The sequence below is a fragment of the Aquibaculum arenosum genome (assembly GCF_029222965.1).
Taxonomy (GTDB): domain Bacteria; phylum Pseudomonadota; class Alphaproteobacteria; order Kiloniellales; family DSM-21159; genus Aquibaculum; species Aquibaculum arenosum.
Map to the genome: position 1 here is coordinate 296,889 of NZ_JARHUD010000003.1, position 20,468 is coordinate 317,356.

21 protein-coding genes are annotated in these 20,468 nt (G+C 65.4%); 13 read left to right on the top strand and 8 right to left on the bottom strand.

What is annotated here, in order from left to right; genetic code table 11:
- Positions 1–22 precede the first annotated feature (22 nt).
- Positions 23–1,351 carry a serine hydroxymethyltransferase gene (gene glyA / locus P2G67_RS06525; protein WP_275821235.1) on the top strand — a complete coding sequence of 443 codons (1,329 nt, stop codon included), beginning with the start codon at positions 23–25 and terminating at the stop codon, positions 1,349–1,351.
- A gap of 30 nt (positions 1,352–1,381) precedes the next feature.
- Here glyA and P2G67_RS06530 read toward each other — a convergent pair whose 3' ends face one another.
- Both P2G67_RS06530 and P2G67_RS06535 read right to left on the bottom strand, forming a co-directional pair.
- Positions 1,382–2,725 carry an NAD(P)/FAD-dependent oxidoreductase gene (locus P2G67_RS06530; protein ID WP_275821237.1) on the bottom strand — a complete coding sequence of 448 codons (1,344 nt, stop codon included), beginning with the start codon at positions 2,723–2,725 and terminating at the stop codon, positions 1,382–1,384.
- Between the two features lie 75 nt (positions 2,726–2,800).
- Entirely contained in the window at positions 2,801–3,985 is a 1,185-nt protein-coding gene (locus P2G67_RS06535) for an aromatic ring-hydroxylating oxygenase subunit alpha (protein WP_275821239.1), read from the bottom strand.
- 249 nt (positions 3,986–4,234) lie between these two features.
- On the opposite strand from P2G67_RS06535, the gene P2G67_RS06540 reads away from it, so the two are divergent.
- The gene (locus P2G67_RS06540) at positions 4,235–5,179 is read left to right on the top strand and encodes a PDR/VanB family oxidoreductase (RefSeq protein WP_275821241.1); all 945 of its coding nucleotides are present in this window, start codon (positions 4,235–4,237) and stop codon (positions 5,177–5,179) included.
- On the opposite strand, the gene P2G67_RS06545 is transcribed toward P2G67_RS06540, so the two are convergent.
- Complete coding sequence (locus tag P2G67_RS06545; protein ID WP_275821243.1) at positions 5,180–6,103, bottom strand: LysR substrate-binding domain-containing protein; 924 nt, start codon at positions 6,101–6,103, stop codon at positions 5,180–5,182. It abuts the gene before it with no gap.
- A 27-nt stretch (positions 6,104–6,130) separates the two neighbouring features.
- Positions 6,131–7,015 carry a DMT family transporter gene (locus tag P2G67_RS06550; RefSeq protein WP_275821245.1) on the bottom strand — a complete coding sequence of 295 codons (885 nt, stop codon included), beginning with the start codon at positions 7,013–7,015 and terminating at the stop codon, positions 6,131–6,133.
- A 156-nt stretch (positions 7,016–7,171) separates the two neighbouring features.
- Here P2G67_RS06550 and P2G67_RS06555 point away from each other — a divergent pair, with 156 nt between their 5' ends.
- The 3 genes from P2G67_RS06555 to P2G67_RS06565 are packed head-to-tail and all read left to right on the top strand — an operon-like array spanning position 7,172 to position 8,476.
- Positions 7,172–7,453, top strand: a complete 282-nt coding sequence (locus tag P2G67_RS06555; protein ID WP_275821247.1) for a type II toxin-antitoxin system RelE/ParE family toxin — start codon at positions 7,172–7,174, stop codon at positions 7,451–7,453.
- An 11-nt stretch (positions 7,454–7,464) separates the two neighbouring features.
- Positions 7,465–7,821: a HigA family addiction module antitoxin gene (locus P2G67_RS06560; RefSeq protein ID WP_275821249.1), complete on the top strand. Its 357-nt coding sequence runs from the start codon at positions 7,465–7,467 to the stop codon at positions 7,819–7,821.
- 49 nt (positions 7,822–7,870) lie between these two features.
- A complete protein-coding gene (locus P2G67_RS06565) occupies positions 7,871–8,476 on the top strand; it encodes an HD domain-containing protein (RefSeq protein WP_322099650.1) in 606 nt (201 codons plus the stop codon).
- On the opposite strand, the gene P2G67_RS06570 is transcribed toward P2G67_RS06565, so the two are convergent.
- The gene (locus tag P2G67_RS06570; protein WP_275821251.1) at positions 8,457–8,819 is read right to left on the bottom strand and encodes a hypothetical protein; all 363 of its coding nucleotides are present in this window, start codon (positions 8,817–8,819) and stop codon (positions 8,457–8,459) included. The genes P2G67_RS06565 and P2G67_RS06570 overlap by 20 nt on opposite strands.
- 4 nt (positions 8,820–8,823) lie before the next feature.
- Positions 8,824–9,519: a class I SAM-dependent methyltransferase gene (locus P2G67_RS06575; protein ID WP_275821254.1), complete on the bottom strand. Its 696-nt coding sequence runs from the start codon at positions 9,517–9,519 to the stop codon at positions 8,824–8,826.
- A gap of 95 nt (positions 9,520–9,614) precedes the next feature.
- Here P2G67_RS06575 and P2G67_RS06580 point away from each other — a divergent pair, with 95 nt between their 5' ends.
- Positions 9,615–10,469, top strand: a complete 855-nt coding sequence (locus P2G67_RS06580; protein WP_275821256.1) for an HTD2 family dehydratase — start codon at positions 9,615–9,617, stop codon at positions 10,467–10,469.
- Between the two features lie 29 nt (positions 10,470–10,498).
- On the opposite strand, the gene P2G67_RS06585 is transcribed toward P2G67_RS06580, so the two are convergent.
- On the bottom strand, positions 10,499–10,753 hold the full coding sequence (locus tag P2G67_RS06585) for a PepSY domain-containing protein (RefSeq protein ID WP_275821258.1): 255 nt from the start codon (positions 10,751–10,753) through the stop codon (positions 10,499–10,501).
- Positions 10,754–10,949: 196 nt separating this feature from the next.
- On the opposite strand from P2G67_RS06585, the gene P2G67_RS06590 reads away from it, so the two are divergent.
- Positions 10,950–11,696, top strand: coding sequence for a protein-L-isoaspartate O-methyltransferase family protein (locus P2G67_RS06590; protein WP_275821260.1), 747 nt, complete (start codon positions 10,950–10,952; stop codon positions 11,694–11,696).
- Positions 11,697–11,732: 36 nt separating this feature from the next.
- Here the strand turns inward: P2G67_RS06590 and dapB are convergent, their stop codons facing one another.
- On the bottom strand, positions 11,733–12,539 hold the full coding sequence (gene dapB, locus P2G67_RS06595) for a 4-hydroxy-tetrahydrodipicolinate reductase (RefSeq protein ID WP_275821262.1): 807 nt from the start codon (positions 12,537–12,539) through the stop codon (positions 11,733–11,735).
- Between the two features lie 117 nt (positions 12,540–12,656).
- Between dapB and P2G67_RS06600 the strand changes: the two genes are divergently transcribed.
- From P2G67_RS06600 to P2G67_RS06625, 6 genes are all read left to right on the top strand, one after another.
- Entirely contained in the window at positions 12,657–14,045 is a 1,389-nt protein-coding gene (locus P2G67_RS06600; protein ID WP_275821264.1) for an aspartate aminotransferase family protein, read from the top strand.
- A gap of 97 nt (positions 14,046–14,142) precedes the next feature.
- Positions 14,143–15,354 carry a 5-aminolevulinate synthase gene (hemA, locus tag P2G67_RS06605; protein ID WP_275821266.1) on the top strand — a complete coding sequence of 404 codons (1,212 nt, stop codon included), beginning with the start codon at positions 14,143–14,145 and terminating at the stop codon, positions 15,352–15,354.
- 531 nt (positions 15,355–15,885) lie between these two features.
- Complete coding sequence (locus P2G67_RS06610) at positions 15,886–16,980, top strand: ABC transporter ATP-binding protein (protein ID WP_275821268.1); 1,095 nt, start codon at positions 15,886–15,888, stop codon at positions 16,978–16,980.
- A gap of 71 nt (positions 16,981–17,051) precedes the next feature.
- The gene (locus P2G67_RS06615; RefSeq protein WP_275821270.1) at positions 17,052–18,158 is read left to right on the top strand and encodes an ABC transporter substrate-binding protein; all 1,107 of its coding nucleotides are present in this window, start codon (positions 17,052–17,054) and stop codon (positions 18,156–18,158) included.
- A gap of 126 nt (positions 18,159–18,284) precedes the next feature.
- Positions 18,285–19,544 (top strand): ABC transporter permease, encoded by a 1,260-nt coding sequence (locus P2G67_RS06620; protein WP_275821272.1) that lies wholly within the window; start codon positions 18,285–18,287, stop codon positions 19,542–19,544.
- Positions 19,545–19,560: 16 nt separating this feature from the next.
- Positions 19,561–20,412 (top strand): ABC transporter permease, encoded by an 852-nt coding sequence (locus P2G67_RS06625; protein ID WP_275821274.1) that lies wholly within the window; start codon positions 19,561–19,563, stop codon positions 20,410–20,412.
- The last annotated feature ends 56 nt before the right edge of the window (positions 20,413–20,468 follow it).

Genomic DNA, 20,468 nt, shown 5'->3' on the forward strand with positions numbered 1-20,468 from the left:
CCATTGAAGGGGGAGGGACAACATGACCCAACCGGCACTGGCGTCGCGACCCTGGCTGCCTGAGGCCTGTGAGGCGCTGGCCCGGGAGTGGGCAGGGCGCACCGCGGCAGCCGATGTGGAAGCCTGTGCCGGCGAAATCGAGCGACTGGCCGATGAGAACCGGCGCATCCATGAGCAGGACTGCGTCAATCTCAACCCCGCCACCAACGTGATGAACCCCAGGGCCGAGGCGCTGTTGGGCGCCGGTCTCGGCAGTCGTCCGTCCCTGGGCTATCCCGGCGACAAGTACGAGATGGGCCTGGAGGCGATCGAGCGCATCGAGTTGATCGCGGCCGAACTGGCCGCCGAGGTCTTCGGCGCCCGCTATGTGGAGTTGCGCGTGGGTTCGGGCGCGCTGGCCAATCTCTACGTCTTCATGGCCACCTGCCAGCCGGGCGATTCCGTCATCGTGCCCGACGCGGCCATCGGCGGGCATGTGACGCACCATCGTGCGGGGGCCGCCGGTCTCTATGGCCTGGATATCCATTCGGCCCGTGTGGATGCCGAGGCCTACAGCGTCGACCTGGAAGCGTTGCGCCGGCAGGTGCTCGAATTGCGGCCGAAGCTCATCACCATCGGCGGCAGTCTCAATTTGCTGCCGCATCCCGTGGCAGAGATTCGCGCGCTGGCGGACGAGGTCGGCGCCTGGCTGCTCTATGACGCGGCGCATATGTCCGGGCTCATTGCCGGGCACGCCTGGCAGCAGCCCCTGGAGGAGGGGGCGCATGCCATGACCATGAGCACCTACAAGAGCCTGGGCGGGCCGCCGGGCGGACTGATCGTGACCAACGAGCCAGAATTGGCGCAGCGGCTGGAGGCTATCGCCTTCCCCGGGCTGACCGCGAACTTCGATGCGGGCAAAACCGCGGCCCTGGCCATGACCCTGCTCGACTGGAAAGCCAAGGGTGAGGCCTATGCCGCCGCCATGGTGAAGACGGCTGCGGCGCTGGCGGAGAATCTGGCGAGCGCGAACTTGCCCCTGTTCCGCACGCAAGGGGGATTCACCCGCTCCCAGCAGTTCGCGTTGAACGCTGCCACCTGGGGCGGCGGGCAGGCGGCGGCGAAACGGCTGCGCGAGGCCAACATTCTCACCTGCGGCATCGGGCTGCCGCTGCCGGCGGTCGAGGGCGACATGAACGGGCTGCGGTTCGGCACGCCCGAGATCGTGCGCTGGGGCATGGGCGTGGAGCACATGCCCGAACTGGCCGGTTTCATCGCCCGCGCGCTCGACCCCGAAAGCGACCCGACCAGGGTGACGCCGGAGGTCTCCGCCTGGCGCCAGGGCTTCCGGGATCTGCACTTCCTGCGCTGACCGTCGGATCCGAGCAGGGTCGGGCTCGGGTTAGCTCCAGGGGAAGGGGCTGTTCGAGGTCGGGTGCAGGTCGCCCTGCTCGAAGCGTGCGAAGCGGAAGGGCGCCAGCAGATCCTGCCGCGCGCCCAGGATTTCATCCGCCACCAGCCAGCCGACGCCGAGCATCTTGTAGCCGTGATTGCTGTCGGCGATCAGCCAGACATTTTCCCGGAAGCGGTCGAAGACTGGAAAGGAATCCGGGGTGAAGCAGCCGATACCGCCGGAGGGGTCGCGGGCGTATTTCGGGAGCGTGCCCTGGAAGCGCTTGTGGCAGTGTGCCAGCGCCGAGACCCACATGTGGGCGAAGTCCGGGCCTGACACGAAGTCGGGGCTTTCCGGGCCGTAAGGATCCACCGCCACCGCCTCGGCCGGCGCATCGATGGGGTAGGGCGCCGCCCCGCCCTGGACCCCGCCGAAGTGCCAGTCGGGCTTGTAGTATATGCCCCAGGCCTCCTCGGTGATCAGGGAGCCGTCGACGTCCGAGTAAAGCGGCGCATCGCTGTCCACGTGGATCACCGGCGGCATGGCGCCATCATTGGTCAGCAGCAGGCCCGGTTCGACCTGCAGCACGCCCTCTTCCAGCTGCCAATAGCGCCACATATCGACCTCTCGGGGCGCGGCGCCCGGCTTGTGCCGCATGGCGATCCGACTTGGCTGGTCCAGCATGTCCCAGAAGTCGCGCACCCAAGGGCCGGCGCCGATCACAAGCTGCTCGCAGCGCAGGGTTCCGCGCTGGGTCTCGACCGCCCGGATTGCTGCCGAGCCGGGGTCGCTCACCAGGCCGAGCACCTCGGTGCCGGTGATGATGCGCACCCCCAGGGCTTCGGCCTTCGCGGCCAGGCCATAGATCGCCTTGGTGTTGTTGGCGTAGCCGCCGCGCTTTTCGTGAAGCACCGAGGTGATGTTCTGTGCCTGCCAGTCGTCGAAGAAACCGCGCATGTAGCGCGTGCTGTCTTCCGCGCCTTCGATGAAAACGCTCTCGTAGCCGATCGCCTGTTGCTGGGCGAAGATCTCGCCTATGTCAGCGCGCATGGCCTCATGAGAGATCTGCATGTAGCCCACGGGATGGTAGCTGAAGGCTTCGGGATCGCTTTCCCACACGCTCACCGAATGGGCCATGAGCCGGCGCATCGCCGGCTGGAAGTAGTTGTTGCGCACGACGCCACAGGCAATACCGGACGCACCGCTGGCAATACCGGACTTGTCCAGCACGACGATGCGCCCCTCCACGGCTTCGCCCCGCTCGCGCAGTCCTTCGGCCAGGCGCCAAGCGGTGGAGAGGCCGTGAATGCCGGCGCCGATGATGACGAACTCTGCCTGTTCGGGAAAGGCCATGGCTGATGTTGCTCCGCGCGTTCTAACCGGGCCGAGGCTTTCGGCCCGCCGTCTCGATACTTCTGGTGCCAGGGTTCAGGTGGCCGCCCTCAGTGCGCCCGGCGGCGCCGCAAACTGCCGGGCGACCCACTGATGGAAGTGCTGGGTGGGCCCGTCCATCACCGGCGAGAAGCGTCCGCCGTCGAAGTGTGGCCCGTGGCGACCTTTCTGCATGCCCTCGACCACGAAGATGTCTTCTTCAAAGACGCGACGCCAGCGGCGCGCATTTTCTGCGCGCAGTGCGTCCAGTTCCGGGGTCGTGGCGGGATCCTGGGCGTAGTAGAGCACGATCTGCTCGCTCGTCCGCTCGCAAGAACGCGGTTCGAGCAGCACGGCAAAGGCATGGTCGCGCTGCACGCCCAGCAGGACGTTGGGGTAGAGCGCGATGTATTCGGCCGCCTCGTTCCAGCGCTCGCCCAGTTCGGCGAAGTCCGGCAGCACGGCACCGTCCTCGTCCTGCAGCTGGCGGTAGACCAGCGACCCCTGGCCGGCGAAGCCGCCCTCACCCTCGATGTTGTAGTGGTCCTCCAGCCGGGAGTAGCTGTTGAGCTCAGGGTGGACCCAGGGGAGATGGTAGCTTTCGCAGTAGTTCTCGACCGCCAGTTTCCAGTTGCACTGCACCTCGAGTTCGAAGGAGGAGCCGGGGCCGCCGAAGTGCAGCGGCTGCTCGAACTCTTGCCAGCGCTGCAGCAGCGGCGCGTGGGCTTCCTCGAAGGCGGGTGCGGTGCCGTTTAGATTGACGAAGACGATATCGCGCCAGACGTGGCTGCGGATGGGGATCAAGCCCAGATCGCTCGGGTTGAGCGCCGGGTGGCCGTTCTGCCCGGGGCCGCCCACGTTCGGGGTGGAGCGCAGGCTGCCGTCCATGCCGTAGCACCAGCTGTGATAGGGGCAGCGGATGGCGCCGCGGATCCGGGTGGGCTCGGTGACCAGGAGCATGCCCCGGTGGCGACAGGTGTTCTGGAACACCCGGATCTCGCCGTCCCGATCGCGCAGGAGGAGCAATGGCACGCCGAGGAAATCAACCGGCCGAGCGTCGCCAGGCTGCGGAACGTCCTTCCCGAAGGCGAGGCCTGCCCACTGGGCGAAGAAGAGGCCATGGCGTTCCTCGGCGAACAGCCCGTTGTCGATGTAGTGCTCGTTGGGCAGGCCGCGACCCGTGGCAAGACCGTGGAGCGGGACGGCCGTCAGGGCATGTTGGGTGAGGGCATGTGCGTCCATCGGTCTTCTCCCTCGACGCAAGATGATGTCGTGAGCCTGCTGTGCTTACGATTGCGGCTCAACGGCAGAAAAATTATCGGACAGGTAAGTCGAGCTCATCTGAGCGCTGCACCGCTGCACACGGATTGCTGCGCTGCACTCTTCACCAGATGAACTGAGTTGACCCCAAGGTGAGATTTATCCGGCTTGAAGGCCACCCGCCCCTTGGTCGATGAGGGGAACGGTCGCACAAGGCATCAGGAGGGAGTCATGCCGGCACAGCCAGCGCGATTGCGCGCAAGAACGCCCCTCACCGCCGAAATCACGTCATTTCGCTTCGAGATGCTCGCCCAACCGCTGAGCGGCCTGGCCGCGGGGGCTCATATCGACCTCGCCCTGCCGGAGGGCTTGGTGCGGCAATACTCGGTTTGGGACTGGGACCCCGCAGGGCGCTGGTTCAACATTGCAGTCAAGCGCGAAGCCGAGGGGCGCGGCGGCTCCCGGGCCGTGCATGCGCTTGCGCCGGGAGCCCTGGTCGAGATCGGCGAGCCTCGAAATCATTTCAGCCTTGGCGAGATCGATCGCCACATCACGCTGCTGGCCGCGGGCATCGGCGCCACGCCGATCCTGCCCATGGCCCGTTCGTTGCTGATGGCCCGGGCCGAATTCCAGGTTCACTACCTGGCGCGCCGGCAGGAGGAGGCCGCTTTCGATCCCGCCTTCTGCGGGCTGGGTTTGGATGAGCGCTATCACCTGCATTGCAGTGCGGAACAGGGGCGCATCGATATCGCTGCCTTGCTGCAGCGGCTGCCGGCGGGCAGCGACGTCTATGTCTGTGGGCCGGAGGGCCTGCTGCAGGCGGTCTTCGAGGCCGGGCGGGTTCTGCGCGGCGGCGCCATCCATTTCGAGCGTTTTGCGGCAGCGGCCGACTTTGCTGCCGACGACACGTTGACCTTCGAAGTCGAGCTGGCGCGCAGCGGCGGGGTCCTGCAGGTGGGGCGCGATGAAAGCTTGCTGGACGCCTTGCGTCGAAGCGGCTTGGACGTGGAGTCCGCCTGCTGCGAAGGGCTCTGCGGCGCCTGCATCGTCGATGTGCTGGAGGGCGAGGTGGAGCACCGCGACGGCGTGCTCTCTCCCGATGATCAGGCGGCAAACGCCTTTATGTGCTCCTGCGTCTCCCGGGCGCGCTCGCCGCGCCTGGTGCTGGATCTGTGATCATCCCTCGCCGGGGCCGTCCCCCGCGTCGTCCCCCAGCGTGGCGATGATCCAGTCCCGAAGCGTGCGGCCTGCATCGGAGAGGCTCTCATCCGGCCGGGTGACGAGGTAGAACCATTGGGGTGCCGGCACACTGTGGTCGCTGACCACCACCAGCTCTCCTCGCCGGATCATCGGGTCCACCAACCGGCGCCAACCGAGCACCAGGCCGAGGCCATCCGACGCGGCGTAGAGCCCGATCATGTAGTTGTTGACCCGCAGTGCGCGCTGCTGCGGCAGGCGGCAGTTCAGCGCCTCAAACCAGTCAGTCCAACGCGTCCAACTCTGATCATGGGACTCAAGGTAGATCAGGCGCTGGGCGGCGAGCTCCTCCAGGCTGGGCGACTGTAGGCTTCGCGCCATCTCCGGGCTCGCCAGAGGCACCAGGGTGTCCTGGTAGAGCGGATGCTGGTCCCAGAGCGGATTGGCCTCGGGGCCGTAGCGGATGAACATGTCGAGCTCGCCCGCGTCGCCGAAGCTCGTGTCCGAGACCAGCTGGTCGACGGTGACCCCCGGATGCTCGCGCCAGAAATCAGCCAGGATCTTCGTGGTCCAAAGGCTGGCCACGGCCGAGGTGGTTCCGATCGTCACCCGCGCATCCTCGCTGCGCTGGCGGATCTCCCGCAGGGTGTGGGAGAGGCGCACGAAACTCTCCGCCAGCGTGGCAAAGAGCCGGCTGCCCTCCTCGGTCAAGTCCACGCCGCGATGCCGGCGCAAAAACAAGGGCGCGCCGAGGTGGTCTTCCAGGGTCTTGATCTGATGACTGACCGCCGCTGGGGTGACGTTGAGCTCGGCCGCGGCGTTCTTGAAGCTGAGATGGCGCGCCGCCGCTTCGAAGACGCTGAGTGTGGTCAGGGGCGGAAGATTGTAGATCCTGCGGGACATGCTTGGCCCTCCTGCCCCTTCTGGTCGCTATCGCTTACCCCGCGCCGCCTCGCGCAGCACGATGATGATGCCACTGATCATGATCACCAGCGCGCCGACGATGGTCCAGGACTGCGGGATGTCGCCCCAGATCAGCCAGCCGAGGCCCGTGGCCCAGATGAGCGCTGTGTAGTCGAAGGGCGCCACCACGGCCGCCGGTGCGCTGCGGAAGGCCTGGCCGATCAGCGTGATCCCGAGGTTGCCGCAAACGGCGATCGCCAGGAAGAACCAGAGATCCGGCGTGTGCACCGGTTCCCAGACCTGGAGCGCAAAGGGCGCCGAGTAGATCATCGGGAAGAGCACCACGTAGAGCATCATGGTCCACATGCTCTCGCCGGATCCGAGCCAACGCGCGCTCATCATGAAGATGGCGTAAAGGAAGGCAGCGGCCACGGGCAGGAGCGAGGCGGCCTGGAAAGCCTCGCCGCCGGGTTGGACGATGATGAGCACGCCGATGAAGCCCAGCAGCACCGCGCTCCAGCGCCGCCAGCCCACCGCCTCGCCGAGCAGCGGTACCGAGAGCGCGGTGATGAAGATCGGCGCCGCGAAGATCAGCGCTGTGGCTTCGGCCAGCGGCAGGAAGCTGAGACTGGTGAAGTAGAGGTAGGCCCCGGCCATCATCAGGGTGCCGCGCAGGGCATGCAGCCTCAGGTGCCGGGTGCGCAGCACCCGCCGGCCACGCAAGGCCACGGCCACGGCCACGATCATCGGTATGCCGATCAGATTGCGTAGGAAGATGATCTGGACCGGATCGTAGCGCTCGGTGAGCAGCTTCGCGATCGCATCGTTCAGCACCAGGAAGGCCACGCCGGCGCAGATCGTGAGAATCCCGCGCGAAATGTCCTTTGGCCCGAACTGCGATTGCTGACTCATGCCGCACTTCACCCATGATAGTTTCCCCCTGCCTCTAACAGATGGGCGGCTTGGTGGCGAGCCATGCGAGCGCAGGGCGGGTTTGCGGGCATGTCGCGCCGCTGCGCGCCAGCGTAGCGTTTGACAGGACGTCCCGTTATCCAGTACGCTTTTGACGTGATCAGGAGTTTCGCTGATAAGCGCACAGCTGCGATCTTCGCCGGCTATGCCGTTCGCGGTTTTCCGCAGCAGATTCAGCAACGAGTACGCGCCAAGCTGCTTGCGATCGATGCCGCCAAGGTACTGGATGACCTGCGCTTGCCACCGGGTAATCGGCTGGAAGCGTTGCGCGGCGACCGGCACGGCCAGTTCAGCATCCGGGTCAATGATCAGTGGCGGGTCTGTTTTGCTTGGCGCGAGAACGCCGCCTGGGACGTTGAGATCGTTGACTACCACTGAGGGTGAGGGCAATGAGCATTAAGCGTGAGGATTTGGACAAGGGCGTTGTGGATCTCTCCGACATTACGACGGGGGATCGCCTGCTGCCGGTTCATCCCGGAGAGATTCTCCGCGATGACTTTCTGGGCCCGATGCGGATCACAGCCTATGAGCTGGCAAATGCGATCAAGGTGCCGCGCTCGCGCGCCAGCGATATCGTGCGCGGACGCCGGGCGATTACGACTGACACGGCCTTGCGTCTCGCGCGCTACTTCGGCACCACACCGGAGTTCTGGCTGACTTTGCAGGCGCGCTATGAACTGGATGTCGCAGAGCGCGACCTGCGCAAAAGGATCGAGGAAGAGGTTTCGCCGCGCACGGCGGCTTGAGCGGCAGAGGCGCCTGCCGGCAACCAACCAGCTTTGAAAGGACCTGCCTGTGGCCGAAGCCGCGCCGCGTGCCTGGCAACGCATGCTTTCGGGGCGTCGCCTCGATCTGCTCGACCCCTCGCCCCTGGATGTGGAGATCGAGGACATCGCCCATGGCCTGTCGCGGGTGGCGCGCTGGAACGGGCAGACCGAGGGCGACTGGGCCTTTTCCGTGGCGCAGCACTGCCTGCTGGTGGAGGAATTGGCGGAGCGGCTTGCGCCCGGGTTGCCGGTGCCTTGGCGCCTGGCAGCGCTGCTGCACGATGCGCCGGAGTATGTGGTGGGGGACTTGATCTCGCCCTTCAAGGCGGCTGTCGGGCTGGATTACAAGGCGCTGGAACAACGGCTTTTCTCCGCGATCCTCCTGCGCTTTTCCCTGCCGGCCCGCTTGCCGGCGACGGTCGTGCGCCTGATCAAGCGCTGCGATCACGCAGCGGCCTATCTGGAAGCGACGCAACTTGCAGGGTTCGGCGAACAGGAGGCCCGGCGTCTCTTCAAGCGCCCGCGCGGTCTCAGCCTGGATCGCACGCAGTTTCCCCTGCAGCCCCTGCCGCCCGGCGAGGCGAAAGCTGCCTATCTGGCTCGTTTCGAGACCCTTAATCAGAATCCCGCGTAACTCTGCTCGCCTGTCGCCCGCGTCGCCCCCGTCTCGCAGGTCGGCGGCCATAGGAAAGTGCTTCGCCTTGGGCAGCCTGGCGCAGCAGTTCGGCCAAGCGGCCGCAGGCATCGATGGGGCGGCCGCAGGCATCGCCGGGGGTTTCACCGTCAGTGGGAGCGTAGCGCTGCAGCAGGCGTGCGGCCGCTGCCGCGCTATCGCATCCGATCGGAAGGCGCAGACTCCAGGCCAGAAAGAGGTCTTCTGCCGGGCCAGGGAAGTCCGCGCCCATGGCGAAGGCTTCGCCGATCAGGCCGCCCGGATCGTCCGGGTGATGCAGGGGAGAGGCGTAGTGCAGGCTCATGACGTCACGCAAGCGGTCGCAGCAGGTTGACGCGCATGGGCTGGCTAAAGCGGTAGCCCGTCTCGTCGCGTTCGCCCAGAGCCTCAAAGGCTGCGCGCATACTTTCCTCCCGTTCCTGAAACAGCCGCTGCCGACCGGGATCGACGGCTTCCATCTTCTCGCGAAAGTCGGCGAAGCCGCTGTAGCGCACCGGCGCGTCGTAGCCTAGCTCGCAGACTTCTTCGAAGCTTGCTCCCACAGCGTCGCGAAGCCGTGCATAGGCGACTCGCCGCACCTCGGTCTCGTCGTCGATCGGTTGAGCCAGGGTGAATTGCGGCCCTTCGGCCAGCGGTTCGGCCACATAGAGCAGGCCGTCCGGCCGCAGCACGCGACGCGCCTCCAGAAGGGCCTGCGCCATGGCATCGAGAGGCAGGTGATGCAGGGAATTGAAGTAGATTACCAGATCGAAGCGCGCGGTCGGAAAGGCCAGGGCCTCGCCACGGCCGGCCATGAACTGCAAGCCTGGCTGCGGCGCGCCGGCCAGGGCGCGTTCGAGTTGGGGCAATGCCGCTTCCAGGCCGATGCCTTCGCGCAGCCCGCGGCGCAAGAGTGCGCGCAAGAGGCTGCCGTCGCCGCAGCCAACGTCCAGGGCGCTCTTGCCACCGGGATCGAGCAGTGAGGTCAGCACCTCGAGATGTTTGCGTTGGCGCAGCGCTGCCATGGGTTACACTCCGGCTATCACCACAAGGGTTCCATTGCCGGCCCGCGCGCGCAAGGCGAACGCGCCGGCGCCGGACTGAAGCGGCGGAGGCGTGCGTGCAGGAAATCACGGACTGGATCGGGCGGAGTGAGACGCGCAACGAGCGCCTGGAGGTGGCGCGTGCCGAGGCCCTGCGCGTCACGCTGGAAAGCCGCGACCCGCCCTGCGCGCCGGGCCAGGCGCTGCCGGAGCTCTGGCACTGGGCTTACTTTTGGGACTATGCCGCGCTGTCGCGCCTGGGAGTTGACGGGCACGCCGAGAAGGGCGGCTTCCTGCCCCCGGTGGACCTGCCGCGGCGGATGTGGGCCGGCAGCCGCCTGACTTGGCGGGCGCCGCTGCGCCTCGACAGCGTGGTGCAGCGCCACTCGACGATTGCTGCCATCGAAGAGAAACAGGGCCGTACCGGGCCGCTGGTGTTCGTCACCCTGCGCCATGTGCTGGAGGGACCGGAAGGACCGGCTTTGGAGGAAGAACACGATATCGTCTATCGCGAGGCTCCGGCAGCGGTCCAAGCAGAGGGCCAAGTGCCGGCGCGTGGGCCGGGCGAACCGGCGCCCGAGGGGGCCTGGCACCGCAGCTTGCAGCCGGATCCCGTGCTGCTGTTCCGCTATTCGGCGCTGACCTTCAACGGTCATCGCATCCACTACGACCAGCCCTATGTGACCGGCACCGAGGGCTATCCCGGCCTGATCGTGCACGGGCCCCTGCTGGCGACCTTAATGGTGGATCTGGCACGGCGCGAAGCGCCACAGCGCCGTTTGGCGACTTTTGGCTTTCGCGCGCTGCGCCCCGTTTTCTGCGGTGAGGCCATATCAGTGGGCGGTCAGCCTAATGACGAGGGAGCTGACCTTTGGGTGGCGGGCCCTGATGGCGGGCTCTGTATGCGCGGAAGGGTCACCTTCGCCGCTTGAGTGGCGGCGAAGGCTGCAACCCTTGCAGTTTAGCGGGATTCACCGCTCACCGGATCGACGTCGACACGCACCTCGCGATCTTCATCGGTTCGGTATTCGATTTCCCACACGCCGTCATCCCACTCGATGTCCTTGAAGTGGCTGAAGCCGGATTCCTGTTCCAGGGTCTCGAGAATCTGCGACAGCGGCATGGCGTCAGACGGCGGGGGCGGATCGGCCAGGGCGGGAGCGGCAGAGCCAACGGCCAGGGCGAAAGCGGCGGTGGCGATTGGGAGCTTGCGCATAATGTCGTCTCCTCAACTGTTGAATGGGTGGATTTACGTGGGACGCGCTCGGCGATCTGCAAGAATGCGCCCCCGTGGGTCTCGCAGAGGACGCAAAAAAGTCCAGCTTTCGTACTCCATGGCGCCCGCGCGCTGTTCCCTGTGGCTTAGCTTGGCGCCTGGAAGGAGCTTGGGGCATAGTGGCGAGGTTATGCTCATGGCATCCCAGCTCTCGCGCGGTCTTCTCGTCCTTGCGCTGCTCTTGGCCGGCACTGCCGCGTTCGCCCAGGCGCCTGAGCGTGAGGCCGAGCGCGAGGCCATGGTGGCGGCGGTCCAGTTCCAGGCGCGCATCGCCGCCCCGGAAACCGGCGAGGAGCGCTTGGACACCGCCGTGTTGCAGGCCATGCGCCGGGTGCCCCGCCATGCCTTCCTGCCCGATGCCCTGCAGCCGGCGGCCTATATGGACACGCCCTTGCCGGTGCTGCCGGGCGCCACGGTGTCCCAGCCCTACATCGTGGCCCTGATGCTGCATCTGGCGGGCCTGGAATCGGAGCAGGACGCTTTGGTGGTCGGCGTTGGTGCGGGCTACCTCACGGCCTTGCTGGCGGAGATGAACCTGTCAGTGCGCGCAATGGAGTACGAGCCGGAAATCGCCGCCTATGCCCAGGCGGTGTTCGACGAGTTGGACTACGGCGCCATCGAGCTAAGGGAAGGGGATGGCTATTACGGCTGGCCGGAGCGCCAGCGGCGCTTCGAGGCCATTATTGTGCGGCTGGCGATTCCGGACATTCCGCCGATGCTGACCGCGCAGCTGGCCCCTGGCGGGCGCCTGGTGGCGCCGGTGGGCCAGCCGGACGGCCAGCAGTGGCTGACGGTGGTGGAGCGCGACGGTGAGGGCCGCCTGCACAGCAGGCGAGTTCTCGAAGTGCGCTTCACCCCGCTGCCGGGAGGCATCCGGCTGTAGGCTTGAATTGCCGAGGGCCGTTTTCGCGCGATCCCCTCAACCCTGATCGAAGATCAGCCGGTCGAGGCCGCGGATCAGGCCGGTGACGCCGGAGACCTTGCGGGCTGCCAGCAGGGTGCCGTCGGCATAGACCGAGGCGTCGGTGCCGGCGTCGTGCTTCAAGACCAGCCGTGCGCCGGGAACGGTGAAGAGGGCATCCACCGAGGCGGTGTAGCTGGGCAGGCGCACGGCGTGCACCTGAACGCCGTTTACTGATCCGCCACGGGTCTCCGAGGGGCCGATGATCTCCTCGATGGGGTAATCGAGTTGGGGCTTGCGCACGTCTCCCAGGCGCTCGGCCAGCTCGCGCGCGGTGCCGCTGGGGGAATCGGGCTTGGCGGCCTTGGCGTAGTCGATCACCTCGAAGTGCGCGATATGGCGCGCGGCGATCATCGCGAAGTGAGAGAGCAGGGCTGCCGTGATGGCGAAGTTGCCCGAGGCGACCACGCCCTTGCCGGCCTTGCGTGCCGCGGCATCCAGTTCGGTAAAGTCGTCGGCGGTCAAGCCCGAGGTGCCGATCACCACGGCGCTGCCCCGCTCCAGCGCGGCGAGCGCATTGGCCTTCACGACTGAGGGGTGGGTGTAATCGATCAGCACGTCGGCCGGGGCCGCATCCAGGGCCTCTGCCACCGAAGCGCTGATCCGCACGTCGACGGGCTTGCGGCCCACCACCGCGCCCAGATCCTCGCCGGCCGCGCTGCGCGCCACGGCGCCGGTCACCTGAAAATCGGAGGCGGCCAGGGCAGCGCTGGCGATTGCCCGGCCGGTCCAGCCTGTGGCGCCCGCAATGCAGAGTCTCGTCATGTGCATAGCTTCCTTCTGTCGTTCCGCTAATCGCTTGAGTGCGATCCCGGCACGGGTATAGCTTCTAAACCACGGAATGAAACCGTCGACATCCGACATCTGAAGCTGGAGCCCGTTATGGCCGTGCGCCCGAATTCCCCCGCCGCCAAGGACATCGCTTACGTCCTGCACCCCTACACCAATGCCCGCCGCCATGAGGAGACCGGCCCGATGATCATCGGGCGTGGCGAGGGCGTGCATGTCTATGACGACCAGGGCAAGGAATACATCGAGGGCCTGGCCGGCCTTTGGAGCGTGGCCGTGGGCTTTGGCGAACAGCGCCTGGTGGACGCGGCGGCAAAGCAGATGCAGCAGCTGCCCTACTACCACTCCTTCGCTCACAAGTCGCACGAGCCCTCGATCCTGCTGGCCGAGAAGCTGCTCGAGATCGCGCCGCGCGACTTCTCCAAGGTGTTCTTCACGAACTCCGGTTCGGAGGCCAACGACACCGTCATCAAGCTGCTCTGGTTCTACAACAATGCGAAGGGCCGTCCGGAGAAGAAGAAGTTCATCAGCCGGATCAAGGCCTACCACGGCATCACCCTCGCCTCTGCGAGCTTGACCGGTCTGCCGGCGAACCAAAAGGGCTTCGACCTGCCGCTGGATCGCTTCGTGCACACGGCCTGCCCGCACCACTACCGCTTCGCGTGGGAAGGTGAGAGCGAGGAGGAGTTCGCCAGCCGCCTGGCCGGGCAGCTCGAGGATCTGATCCTGCGCGAGGGCCCCGAGACCATCGCCGCTTTCATCGGTGAGCCGGTCATGGGCGCCGGCGGTGTTATCGTGCCGCCACGCACTTACTGGGAGAAGGTCCAGAAGGTGCTGCGCAAGTACGATATCCTGCTGGTGGCCGACGAGGTCATCAACGGCTTCGGGCGGACCGGAAACCTCTGGGCTTGCCAGACCTATGACATCAAGCCGGACGTGCTGGTGACCTCAAAGCAGCTCACCAGCTCCTACATGCCGCTGGCCGCCATCATGATCACCGACGAGATCTACCAGGGCGTGGCGGACTACACGAAGGAGCTGGGCACCTTCGGCCATGGCTACACCACCAGCGCGCATCCGGTGGCGACCGCGGTCGGGCTCGAAAACATCAAGATCATCGAGGAGCGCAAGCTGATCGAGCATGCTGCAGCCGTGGCCCCGCGCTTCCAGGAGGGTCTGCGCCGTTTCGCCGACCACCCGCTTGTGGGCGAGGTGCGTGGCGTCGGCCTGATCGCCGCCGTCGAGCTGGTGTCCGACAAGAAGAGCAAGGCCGGTTTCGAGCCGGTGGGCTCCGTCGGCCTGCATCTCTTCGAGCGTTGCCAGGAGCACGGTCTGATCCTGCGCAACCTCGGCGACGCCATCGCCTTCTGCCCGCCACTGATCATCAGCGAGCAGGAGATCGATCAGTTGCTGGAGCGTTTTGGCCAGGCTCTGGACGACACCCTGCAGTGGGTGCAGAGCCGCGCCGCTGCTGCCGAGTAAAACACGGCAGAGCCATGCAGGCCGGGAAGGGGGGCTTCCCGGCCTGCTGTTATCTCCCTGACTTGCGTTCCCGTTGCTTGCGCGGCAGCTTGCCCCCATGAATTACGATGCCTTCTTCGGCGATGCCCTGACGGCCCTCAAGCGCGAGGGCCGTTATCGTGTTTTCGCAGACCTGGAACGTCGCGCCGGCGACTTTCCCCGTGCCATTCGTCATGCCGATGGAACGCAGTCGCCGGTCACCGTCTGGTGCTCCAACGACTACCTCGGCATGGGCCAGCACCCCCGGGTCCTGGCGGCCATGCGCGAAGCGGTCGATCGCTGCGGCGCCGGTGCGGGCGGCACGCGCAACATCTCCGGCACCAATCACTATCACGTGCTTCTGGAGCAGGCTCTGGCCGGCTGGCACCGCAAGGAAGCGGCGCTGCTTTTCACCTCCGGCTATGTGGCGAATTGGGCGACCCTGGGCACGCTGGCGGCCAAACTGCCGGGCTGCGTGGTCCTGTCGGACGAGCAGAACCACGCCTCGATGATCGAGGGCATCCGGCATTCGCGGGCGGAAAAGCAGATCTTTCGCCACAGCGATCCCGAAGATCTGGCGCGTCGGCTGGCGGGCATCGCGCCGGAACGCCCGAAGATCGTGGCCTTCGAATCGGTCTATTCCATGGATGGCGACATTGCCCCCATCGCCGAACTCTGCGAGGTCGCCAAAGCGGCCGGGGCGCTTACCTACCTGGATGAGGTTCATGCCGTCGGCCTCTACGGTGAAAGCGGCGCCGGCGTGGCGGAGCGCGACGGCCTGCTAGACCAACTGGACGTGGTGCAGGCGACACTTGGCAAGGCGGTGGGTCTCATCGGCGGCTATGTCGCAGCCTCCTCTGCGCTGGTCGACTTCGTGCGCTCCTTCGCCAGCGGCTTCATCTTCACCACAGCCTTGCCGCCGGCCATTGCGGCGGGGGCACTGGAGAGCGTTCGCCTGTTGCAGGATGCGGGCGATCTGCGCGCGCGGCACCGCGCAGCAGTCAGCGCGGTTAAGGAGGGCTTTGCGGCCCGCGGGCTGCCGGTTCTGCCCGGGCCAAGCCACATTGTTCCGCTCATGGTGCGCGACCCGGAGTTGTGCCGTGCGGCCAGCGACCGGCTGCTCAACACCCACGGCCTCTACGTGCAACCGATCAACTATCCAACGGTGGCGCGCGGCGCTGAGCGCCTGAGGTTGACGCCCTCGCCGCTGCATCAGGACGCGGAGATTGCGGCTCTCACCGAAGCGGTCTGCGAAACCTGGGATTACCTTAAATTACCGTATAACGGTTGATCTGCGCAGCTTGCGCCGAGGGCCTCCCCAACCCCCAGGCGAAAGGTGGCGGGAAAGAGTCCGAAAAGACTCGAAATCCATGCAAGGATAGCATAGGCTCCATTCACTCAATGCGGGGCTCACTGCATGCTGCGCAGGTGTGCTGGGGCTGTGAGCGTCCCGAGGAACAAGAACAGTGGTCGGAACGGGGATGGTGTCCAAACAGGGTGCAGAATTGTCAGGCGACGGGATGGCCGCCGCCAAGGGACTGCCCGCCTGGGCAAGCTGACGGGACCGTGCGTCGCAACTCATGATGGGTTCCGCTCCCGCCGGGCCGGCGGCTGCGTCAGCAGCCTTCGCTCCAGCAGTTCGTGCCGTCGCGGGCAAACAGACAGTCCGTATCAAGCCTGCTGCTATTCTACGGCAGCGCCGCCTTCAATCTAAATCGGGTGTTCTTCTTCAGTTTGCGCGTTCTGCGCGGACTGTGCCCGGCCGCCGATCCAATGCTGACAAGAGGCAAGCCGCTCGCAAGAGTGAACGACAGGGGAAAATATGAGCGAGTCCAACGACGCCTTCGTTCGTTTCATCAACGTCCAGAAGAGCTACGACGGCGAGACGCTGGTCGTCAAAAACCTCAATCTCGATATCGCCAAGGGCGAGTTCGTGACCATGCTCGGCCCCTCCGGCTCGGGTAAGACCACCTGTCTGATGATGCTCGCCGGTTTCGAAACGGCAACGAGCGGCGAAATCATGCTCAACGGGCGGGGCATCAACAAGGTGGCGCCGCACAAGCGCGGCATCGGGATGGTCTTCCAGAACTACGCGCTCTTCCCGCACATGACCGTGGCGGAGAACCTGGCTTTTCCCCTTCAGGTGCGCAAAGTCTCCAAGGCTGAGACCGAGCAGAAGGTGCAGCGCGCCCTCGACATGGTCCAGTTGGGCCATCTGGGCAATCGCCGGCCGGCGCAGCTCTCCGGTGGTCAGCAGCAGCGTGTGGCCGTGGCGCGCGCGCTGGTCTTTGACCCCGACCTGGTGCTGATGGACGAGCCGCTGGGCGCGTTGGACAAGAACCTGCGCGAGCAGATGCAGTACGAAATCAAGCACATCCACGAGAGCCTGGGCGTGACTGTGGTCTATGTGACCCATGACCAGTCCGAGGCGCTGACCATGTCGAACCGCATTGCCGTGTTCGACGACGGGGTGATCCAGCAGCTGGCGCCGCCGCCGGACCTCTACGAGCGCCCGCTCAACGCCTTTGTTGCCGCCTTCATCGGCGAGAACAATCAGCTCCACGGCAAGGTGGTCGAGATCAAGGGCGACGACTGCAAGGTGCAGCTCGACGACGGCTCCATCATCCACGCCCTCAAGGTCAATGTGGATAAGGTGGGCGACCGTACCACCCTGTCCTTGCGGCCCGAACGGGTCGCCATCGCGCCGCCTGAAGGACAGTACCCCAATGTCTTCGAGGCGCGGGTAGAAGAGTTGATCTATCTCGGCGATCACATCCGCACCCGCGTCAGCCTGTGCGGCACCGACGAATTCATCGTCAAGATTCCCAACGCCCATGCCCACGCCAGCATCGCCAGAGGTGAGACTGTCCAGGTGGGATGGGCGATGGAGGATTGTCGCGCCCTCGACGCCAGTTGACGGCAAGAGGGCCAAAGCAACGAACCGGCCGAAGTGCCGGGGGATCATAGAGAACAGAAGGAGGCTTTCAGATGAAGAAACTTGCACTCACCACAACCGCCCTTGCGGCCGGCGCCCTGCTGGGTGTCGCCAATGCCGGGGATGCCCAGGCAACCGATCTCACGGTCGTGTCCTGGGGTGGCGCCTACACCGAAAGCCAGGTGCGCGCCTATCACGAGCCCTACATGGAGCTCAATCCCGACATCAACATCATCAACGATGACAGCTCCGCCAACGCCCTGGCCGGTCTGCGGGCCCAGTCTCAGGCAGGCAACGTCACCTGGGACCTGGTGGACATGCTGCCGTCAGACGCGCAGCTCGCCTGTGACGAAGGGCTGATCATGCCGATCGACCATGATGAGGTGCTGGCCGAGGCGCCAGATGGCACGCCGGCGTCCGAAGATTTCCTGCCGGGCTCCCTGGGTGAGTGCTTCATTCCCCAGATCGTCTATTCGACGGTGATGACCTTCAACAACGAGATGTTCCCGGACGATAACCAGCCCAACACCATTGAAGACTTCTTCAATGTGGATGACTTCCCGGGGCGTCGTGCCATTCAGAACCGCCCCGCGGCGAACCTGGAGTGGGCGCTTTACGCCGACGGTGTGGCCATCGACGACATCTACGACGAGCTCGAGACAGAGGAGGGTGTTGAGCGCGCCTTCGCCAAGCTCGACACCATCAAGGAGCACCTCGTCTTCTGGAGTGAAGGTGCCCAGGCGCCGCAGCTGCTGGCCGACAAGGAAGTGGCTTTCGCCACCGGCTATAACGGTCGCATGTTCAACGCGGCGGAAGTCGAAGGCCAGCCCTTCTCCATCATCTGGGACGGTCAGATCGTCGAGTGGGATGGCTGGGTCGTGCCGGAAGGCGGCAACAACGTCGATGTCGTCATGGAGTACCTCCACTGGGCGACCGACACCCAGCGCCTTGCCGATCAGGCCAAGTTCATCTCCTACGGCCCGGCTCGCGCATCCTCGGCCGATCTGGTCGGTGAGCATGCCGACCTCGGCATCGACATGGGCCCGCACATGCCGACCCATCCCGACAACTACCAATCGCCGATCCTCCTGAATAACGACTTCTGGACGGACTACGGCGACGAACTGCGTGAGCGCTTCAACAACTGGATGCTCCAGTAGGCTCAACGGTTAAGGGCGGGGGAGCGCGTCCGAAGGGGCGCGCTCCCTCACTAACCGTACGGTCGCGGATGCCCAACGGGGGCTGTACGCGTCGTACGGCAAGGTGGATCGGGGGAGAGAGTTTGAATGGCACAGGCGCAAGCGCACAGCGGACCCATGGTGACGGCGGACGGTGTTCCGCTGAAAACCAGCCTGCGGCGTGCTGAAAGGCGGCGCAAGATCACGGCCTTCATGCTGGTCGTGCCGTTGCTTGCTTTCATTCTTCTGACTTTCATTGCCCCGATCGGTGACATGCTGTGGCGCAGCGTCGACAATCCGGCGATCATCAACACACTGCCGAACACCGTCACCGCCCTCGAAGACTGGGACGGCGAGGAGCTGCCGCCTGAAGAAGCTTTTGCCGCAATGGTGGAGGACCTGCGCGTTGGCCAGGAGAACCGGTCCATCGGGCAGGTGGGCATCCGGCTGAACTACGAGATGAGCGGCGCACGCAGTCTCTTTTCCCGGACTGCCCGCAACGCCGATTCCCTCGAGCCGCCCTACAAGGAAGCGCTGCTGGACGCGCACAGACGCTGGGGCGACGTGGAGACCTGGCGCCTGATCAAGCGCGAGGGACGGCCCTATACGGCCAGCTACTACCTCTCCGCTGTGGATATGCGCTACGCAGACGACGGCTCGGTCGCCATGCAGCCGGAAAACCAGCGCATCTATGTTGCGCTGTTCATGCGCACGCTGGCGCTCAGTCTGGCCATCACGGTCCTGACCCTGCTGCTGGGCTTCCCGATCGCCTATCTGCTGGCGACCCTGCCGCTGCGCTACTCCAACCTCTTGATGATCATGGTGCTGTTGCCCTTCTGGACATCACTGTTGGTGCGCACCACCGCCTGGATCGTCCTGCTGCAGCAACAAGGCGTGATCAATGATCTCCTCGTCGCCGTCGGATTGATCGGCGATGACGGGCGCTTGACCATGATGCACAACTGGATCGGCACCATTGTGGCGATGACCCACATCCTGCTGCCCTTCATGGTGCTGCCCCTCTACTCAGTGATGAAGACGATTCCGCCCAGTTATCAGCGTGCTGCGCGCTCCCTGGGCGCCAACCCCTTCGTGGCCTTCGTGCGGGTCTATCTGCCGCAGACCGTCTCGGGCATCGGGGCGGGCGCCATCCTCGTCTTCATTATCTCGATCGGCTACTACATCACGCCGGCCCTGGTGGGCGGGCAGTCGGGCCAGCTGATCTCCAATCTCATTGCCGACCACATGCAGCGGACCCTGAACTGGGGTCTGGCCGCGGCCTTGGGCTCGATCCTGCTCGGCGGGGTCCTGATCCTCTACTGGCTGTACAACCGCATCGTCGGCATCGACAACATGAAGCTCGGCTGAGGGGGAAACGCGCACCATGGCCCTGCCATCCTATGCCTCGCCGCTTGAGCGGACCTGGTACTACTCCTATCGCGTGATCTGCGGCCTGATCTTTTTCTTTCTGGTCGCGCCGATCCTGGTGATGATTCCGCTGTCCTTCAACGCGCAGCCCTACTTCAGCTACACCACGGAGATGCTGACGTTGCAGCCAGAGGGCTATTCCCTGCGCTGGTACGAGGAGTTCTTCAACAGCTCCGCCTGGGTGACCTCGATCCGCAACTCGGTGATCATTGCCTTCGCCTCGACCTTCCTGGCCACATGCCTGGGAACGCTCGCCGCCCTGGGGCTCTCGCGCAGCCATATGCCCTTCCGCGGTCTGATCATGGGGCTGCTGATCTCTCCGATGATCGTGCCGCTGATCATCTCGGCGGCCGGCATGTTCTTCTTCTACTCCCAGATCGGCCTGGCCCAGACTTTCCCGGGCGTGATCCTGGCGCACACCGCGCTGGGCACCCCCTTCGTGGTGATCACCGTGACGGCGACCCTGACCGGGTTTGACCACACGCTGACCCGCGCCTCGGCCAGCCTGGGCGCTCCGCCGCAGACCACCTTCTTCAAGGTGATCCTGCCGTTGATCACGCCGGGCGTGATCTCGGGGGCGCTCTTTGCCTTCATCACCTCCTTCGACGAAGTGGTGATCGTGCTCTTCGTCGCCGGTGTCGAACAGCGCACCATTCCGCGCGAAATGTGGTCGGGCATCCGCGAGCAGATCAGTCCCACCATTCTCGCCGTGGCGACCATCCTGGTGCTGATCTCCATCGCGCTGCTGACCGTGTTGGAGCTGTTGCGCCGGCGCAACGAGCGGATGCGCGGCCTCTCGCCGAGCTGATCCAGCGGGCTTTCCTTCCGGCACCTGTCCAGCGGTTGCGATTCGTTCGCAACGGC

Bases quoted from the DNA above. Each gene is read 5' to 3' on its own strand.
- P2G67_RS06600 (WP_275821264.1), top strand. From the start codon at position 12,657: ATGGCCGTGCGCCCGAATTCCCCCGCCGCCAAGGACATCGCTTACGTC.
- P2G67_RS06615 (WP_275821270.1), top strand. From the start codon at position 17,052: ATGAAGAAACTTGCACTCACCACAACCGCCCTTGCGGCCGGCGCCCTG.
- P2G67_RS06575 (WP_275821254.1), bottom strand. From the start codon at position 9,519: ATGGCAGCGCTGCGCCAACGCAAACATCTCGAGGTGCTGACCTCACTG.
- P2G67_RS06540 (WP_275821241.1), top strand. From the start codon at position 4,235: ATGCCGGCACAGCCAGCGCGATTGCGCGCAAGAACGCCCCTCACCGCC.
- P2G67_RS06585 (WP_275821258.1), bottom strand. From the start codon at position 10,753: ATGCGCAAGCTCCCAATCGCCACCGCCGCTTTCGCCCTGGCCGTTGGC.
- hemA (WP_275821266.1), top strand. From the start codon at position 14,143: ATGAATTACGATGCCTTCTTCGGCGATGCCCTGACGGCCCTCAAGCGC.
- P2G67_RS06545 (WP_275821243.1), bottom strand. From the start codon at position 6,103: ATGTCCCGCAGGATCTACAATCTTCCGCCCCTGACCACACTCAGCGTC.
- P2G67_RS06550 (WP_275821245.1), bottom strand. From the start codon at position 7,015: ATGAGTCAGCAATCGCAGTTCGGGCCAAAGGACATTTCGCGCGGGATT.
- P2G67_RS06610 (WP_275821268.1), top strand. From the start codon at position 15,886: ATGAGCGAGTCCAACGACGCCTTCGTTCGTTTCATCAACGTCCAGAAG.
- P2G67_RS06560 (WP_275821249.1), top strand. From the start codon at position 7,465: ATGAGCATTAAGCGTGAGGATTTGGACAAGGGCGTTGTGGATCTCTCC.
- P2G67_RS06625 (WP_275821274.1), top strand. From the start codon at position 19,561: ATGGCCCTGCCATCCTATGCCTCGCCGCTTGAGCGGACCTGGTACTAC.
- glyA (WP_275821235.1), top strand. From the start codon at position 23: ATGACCCAACCGGCACTGGCGTCGCGACCCTGGCTGCCTGAGGCCTGT.
- P2G67_RS06570 (WP_275821251.1), bottom strand. From the start codon at position 8,819: ATGAGCCTGCACTACGCCTCTCCCCTGCATCACCCGGACGATCCGGGC.
- P2G67_RS06590 (WP_275821260.1), top strand. From the start codon at position 10,950: ATGGCATCCCAGCTCTCGCGCGGTCTTCTCGTCCTTGCGCTGCTCTTG.
- P2G67_RS06535 (WP_275821239.1), bottom strand. From the start codon at position 3,985: ATGGACGCACATGCCCTCACCCAACATGCCCTGACGGCCGTCCCGCTC.
- P2G67_RS06620 (WP_275821272.1), top strand. From the start codon at position 18,285: ATGGCACAGGCGCAAGCGCACAGCGGACCCATGGTGACGGCGGACGGT.
- P2G67_RS06530 (WP_275821237.1), bottom strand. From the start codon at position 2,725: ATGGCCTTTCCCGAACAGGCAGAGTTCGTCATCATCGGCGCCGGCATT.
- dapB (WP_275821262.1), bottom strand. From the start codon at position 12,539: ATGACGAGACTCTGCATTGCGGGCGCCACAGGCTGGACCGGCCGGGCA.